The sequence below is a fragment of the uncultured Caulobacter sp. genome (genome assembly GCF_947036865.1).
Taxonomy (GTDB): domain Bacteria; phylum Pseudomonadota; class Alphaproteobacteria; order Caulobacterales; family Caulobacteraceae; genus Caulobacter.
Genome location: NZ_CAMQSF010000089.1, coordinates 1 through 4,493 on the forward strand (window position 1 = coordinate 1; position 4,493 = coordinate 4,493).

At 68.0% G+C, this 4,493-nt stretch carries 4 protein-coding genes and 1 tRNA gene; 1 reads left to right on the forward strand and 4 read right to left on the reverse strand.

All coding sequences use genetic code 11. The annotated features are described in order from the left end of the window. Positions 1-134 precede the first annotated feature (134 nt). Positions 135-1,124, forward strand: coding sequence for an LLM class flavin-dependent oxidoreductase (locus tag Q0V34_RS20655; protein WP_297516260.1), 990 nt, complete (start codon positions 135-137; stop codon positions 1,122-1,124). Positions 1,125-1,149: 25 nt separating this feature from the next. Here the strand turns inward: Q0V34_RS20655 and Q0V34_RS20660 are convergent, their stop codons facing one another. The 4 genes from Q0V34_RS20660 to lon all read right to left on the reverse strand — a co-directional run. Next, entirely contained in the window at positions 1,150-2,334 is a 1,185-nt protein-coding gene (locus Q0V34_RS20660) for a glycosyltransferase family 4 protein (protein WP_367272104.1), read from the reverse strand. Positions 2,335-2,545: 211 nt separating this feature from the next. After that, positions 2,546-2,620, reverse strand: a tRNA-Val gene (locus Q0V34_RS20665). Positions 2,621-2,725: 105 nt separating this feature from the next. Further along, on the reverse strand, positions 2,726-3,004 hold the full coding sequence (locus tag Q0V34_RS20670; protein ID WP_172271492.1) for an HU family DNA-binding protein: 279 nt from the start codon (positions 3,002-3,004) through the stop codon (positions 2,726-2,728). Positions 3,005-3,147: 143 nt separating this feature from the next. Beyond that, positions 3,148-4,493: endopeptidase La (gene lon, locus Q0V34_RS20675; RefSeq protein WP_297516265.1), on the reverse strand; the 1,346-nt coding region annotated here is incomplete at its 5' end.

The window sequence follows — 4,493 nt, forward strand, 5'->3', positions numbered from 1 at the left end:
GCGCCGGCCTGTCACGCCGGAGGTCGCGGGTTCGAGCCCCGTCATTCGCGCCACCGTCCCTCGGTGCGTTTCCCCTGACCAAGAATGCCGCCGCCGCGCCTTGAGTCGCCGGCCTCGCGCGCCATCTGTTCGGGATGACCGCTTACCCGCCCTTCTCCGTTCTCGACCTCGCGCCCGTGCCGTACGGGACCAATGTGGGTCAGGCGCTTCACAACAGCCTCGATCTCGCGCGCCACGCCGAATCCCTGGGCTTTCACCGCTACTGGCTGGCCGAGCATCACAACATGCCAGGAATCGCCAGCGCCGCGACGGCGGTGGTGATCGGCCACGTCGCCGGCGGCACGAAGACGATTCGGGTCGGCTCCGGCGGCGTCATGCTGCCCAATCACGCCCCGCTGATGGTCGCCGAGCAGTTCGGGACGCTGAACGCCCTCTATCCGGGCCGGATCGATCTGGGCTTGGGCCGCGCGCCCGGGACCGATCAGGCGACCATGCGAGCCCTGCGCCGCTATGCCGGCGCGGTCGATTCGTTCGCCCAGGACGTCGTCGAGCTGCGGCACTGGTTCCAGCCGGCCGCGCCGGACCAGAACGTTCGCGCCGTTCCAGGCGAGGGCCAGGACGTGCCGATCTGGATCCTGGGGTCTTCGACCTGGGGCGCCCAGCTGGCGGCGGCGCTCGGCCTGCCCTACGCCTTCGCCGCCCATTTCGCGCCGGACGCCTTGCTCGACGCCCTGCTCCTCTATCGCCGGCATTTCAAGCCGTCGGAGACGCTGGCCAAGCCGTACGCCATGGTCTGCATAGGCGTCTGCGCGGCGGACACCGACGCCGAGGCGACCCGGCTGGCCACCTCGACCCAACAGCAGTTCCTGGCCCTGCGCCGGGGTCGGCCCGGCCTGTTGCCGCCGCCGGTCGAAGATATCCGAGAGCATGCCTCGCCGGCGGAACTGGCGGGACTGGACCATACCTTGCAGTACGCGGCGATCGGCTCGCCGGGGACCGTGCAGCGCAAGATCGAACGGATCCTGGAACTGACGGGCGCCGACGAGCTGATGGCGGCCTCGCAAATTCACGATCACGGCGCGCGCAAACGCAGCTACGAGATCCTCGCGGACGTCATGAAATAGGGCCGCGGCGCGGCCGCCGGGCGGCTTAGTGATCCCGAAGCGCGGCAAGGGGGCCGAAGGCTCTCAAACCGGTCAGACCCGCATAGATCCCGCAGAGCTGCCGGAACACGACGTCCCAGCCGTGTCGTTCGACGGCGCGCCGCCGGGCGGCCGCGCCGATGGCCGCCGGATCGCGCGCGAACAGGGCCTCGATCGCCTCGGCGAAGGCCGCCGGTTCCGAACGGGCGGCGAGTTGCCCCACCTCGTCGTCGACCGTTTCACCGACGCCGCCCGCCGCCACGCCCACGATCGGCAAGCCGCAGGCCATCGCTTCCAGAACAACCAGACCGAAGGCCTCGCTGTCATTGGCGTGGACGAACGCGTCGCAACTGGCCAGAACGCCGGCCAGTTCGACCGGGTCACGGACATAGTCGAGGGCGATCGCGCGATCGCTGACCGGCGCGCCGCCGCCGGCGCCCACGAACAGAAGTTTGTAGGTATGGCCCAGCCGCTCGACAGCCCCGACCAGCACCTCGAGCTTCTTCTCGCGCGCGGGTCGACCGGCGAAGACCAGCAGACGCTCGTCGGGAGAAACGCCGAGGCGACGGCGCAAGGCGTCCCGGTCGCCGCGCGAGGGCTTGAACAGTTCGGTGTCGACGCCGAGCGGCAGGCCGATGGCGTTCTGCACCCCGGCTTCGATCAAGCGCCCGGCGATGAACCGGCTGGGCGCCACGGCCTGGTCGAACTGGCGATAGACGGCCGCCCAACGCTTTTGCACGGGTTTCTCGGCCCACTCGCCGATGTGCAGGGCGGCCAGCCGGCCAAGATCGGTGTGACAGAAGCCCACCACCGGCACGCCGAGCGCGTCGCCGGCGCGCAAGGCCGCCAGACCCGGCGTATAGGGGTCGCCCGCCTCGATGATGTCCGGGCGTTGGCGGATCAGCCGCTCCATCCAGGCGGCCTTGACCATGGGCCAGCGGTAGCCCGCCCCGAACGGCAGCGGCGCGGCATAGATCGAGACGCGGCCGCGGCCGTCATAGGAATCGCGAGCGCCCGGCACCACCAGGGTGTGGCGCACCGCCGGCCGGTTGGCGGCGAACCAAGCCCGCTTCGAGGACAGGTAACGGCGAACGCCGCCGCTGCGCGGCGCGTACAGCATGGTGGTGTCGACCAGGCGGGCGCCGTCGTCGGTCGGCCCGGTGAGAGAAGAGGAAAACCCGCGCGAGCTCAGCGTCCGGTCAGATCTCGTGTCCGTCACACCGATTCCTCATCGCTACGCCAAGCCCCCGATACGGCCCTGGAACGATAAAGCTTTCGCGACAACCGGGGTTCCTTGCCGATCCCGGACGAAATCGGGACGACCGAAGGCACGCCGAAAGGCTGTCGCCGTCGTATTTCTACCCAAGCGTCGAAATGGCGCAACTTGGCGCGTACGGAAGATATGGTGGGCAGTGAGGGGATCGAACCCCCGACCCTCTCGGTGTAAACGAGACGCTCTACCGCTGAGCTAACTGCCCACTCAGGAGCGGGGCTTCTAGCCGCGCGGAGGCCCTGCGCCTAGCCCGAAAAGAAGGGCGGCGCGCCGGCCCCGACGCCCCGCCCCGACACTGATGAAAAGGCGACTAGCCGTTCAGCGAGGACTTCAGACCTTCGCCGACCTGGAAACGCGCGGTCTTCGACGCGGGGCGGTTGACGGTCTCGCCCGTGCGCGGGTTGCGCGCGGTGCCCGCGGCGCGGGCCACGGCCTTGAAGGTGCCAAAGCCGACCAGGCGAACATCCTGGCCCGACTTCAGCGAGTCGGTCACGGCGTCGATGAAAGCTTCCAGAGCGTCCTTGGCCTGGTTCTTGTTGATGCCCGCCTTCTCGGCGATCGCGGTGACGAGCTCGGCTTTTGTGGTCATGTTTTTCTCCCAGCCTGAGCGGCGGCGCTTATTGGCTTACGACGCTTCGCTCGGCGGGGATTATGAAGACAGAAAAAGCGCCGTCAAACGCGAGCGGCGCGGGAATATCCCGCGCCGCCTAAGTTATCTACGTTTAGTTGTGTTTAGTGGGTGAGGACCGCGTCGGCCTCGCCATCATCCTTCTTCGCGCCGGCCGCGATCGGCTCGTCGGCCTCGCTCCACTCGACCGGCGTCAGCGGGCCGGTGAGGCCGTGCTTGAGCACCTCGTCCATGGTCGAGACCGGAATGATCTCCAGGCCGTCCTTGACGCTGGCGGGCACCTCGACGAGGTCCTTCTCGTTCTCCTGCGGAATCAGCACGGTCTTGACGCCGGAACGCAGCGCCGCGAGCAGCTTCTCCTTCAGGCCGCCGATGGCGGTGACCCGGCCGCGCAGGGTGATCTCGCCGGTCATGGCGATGTCCTTGCGGATCGGAACGCCGGTCAGCACCGAGACGATCGCCAGGCCCATGGCGGCGCCCGCGGACGGACCGTCCTTGGGCGTGGCGCCGTCCGGCACGTGGATGTGCACGTCGGTCTTTTCGAAGACCGGCGGCTTGATCCCGAACTGCAGCGCCCGCGAGCGGACATAGCTGTTGGCCGCCGCGATCGACTCCTTCATCACGTCCTTGAGGTTGCCGGTGATCTGCATGCGACCCTTGCCCGGCATCTTCACGGCTTCGATGGTCAGGATGTCGCCGCCGAACTCCGTCCAGGCCAGGCCGGTGACGATGCCGACCTGATCGACCTCGTCCGTCTCGCCGTAGCGGTACTTCTTGACGCCCGCGTACTTGGCCAGACGCTCATCGTCGATCGTGATCGAGGCGACCTTCTCGCGCGCCAGATCCCGGACCGTCTTGCGGGCCAGAGCGCCCAGTTCCCGCTCCAGCGACCGCACGCCGGCTTCCCGGGTGTAGTAGCGGATCAGGTCGCGTATGGCCTTGTCCGGCACGATGAACTCGGCCGGCTTCAGGCCGTGATCCTTGGCCAGCTTGGGCAGGATGTGACGCTTGGCGATCTCCAGCTTCTCATCCTCGGTGTAGCCGGGGATGCGGATGATCTCCATGCGGTCCAGAAGCGGCTGGGGCATGTTCAGGCTGTTGGCCGTGGTGACGAACATCACCTGAGACAGGTCATAGTCGACCTCCAGGTAGTGGTCGCCGAACGTCGAGTTCTGCGCCGGGTCCAGCACCTCCAGCAGCGCCGAGGCGGGATCGCCGCGATAGTCGCTGCCCATCTTGTCGATTTCGTCGAGCAGGACGAAGGCGTTGGTGGTCTTGGCCTTCTTCATCGACTGGATGACCTTGCCGGGCATCGAGCCGATATAGGTGCGGCGGTGACCGCGGATCTCGGCCTCGTCACGCACGCCGCCGAGGCTCATGCGCACGAACTCGCGGCCGGTCGCCTTGGCGATCGACTTGCCGAGCGAGGTCTTGCCGACGCCGGGAGGGC

Coding starts and splice junctions, on each gene's coding strand:
- Q0V34_RS20655 (WP_297516260.1), top strand. CDS start 135: ATGACCGCTTACCCGCCCTTCTCCGTTCTCGACCTCGCGCCCGTGCCG.
- Q0V34_RS20670 (WP_172271492.1), bottom strand. CDS start 3,004: ATGACCACAAAAGCCGAGCTCGTCACCGCGATCGCCGAGAAGGCGGGC.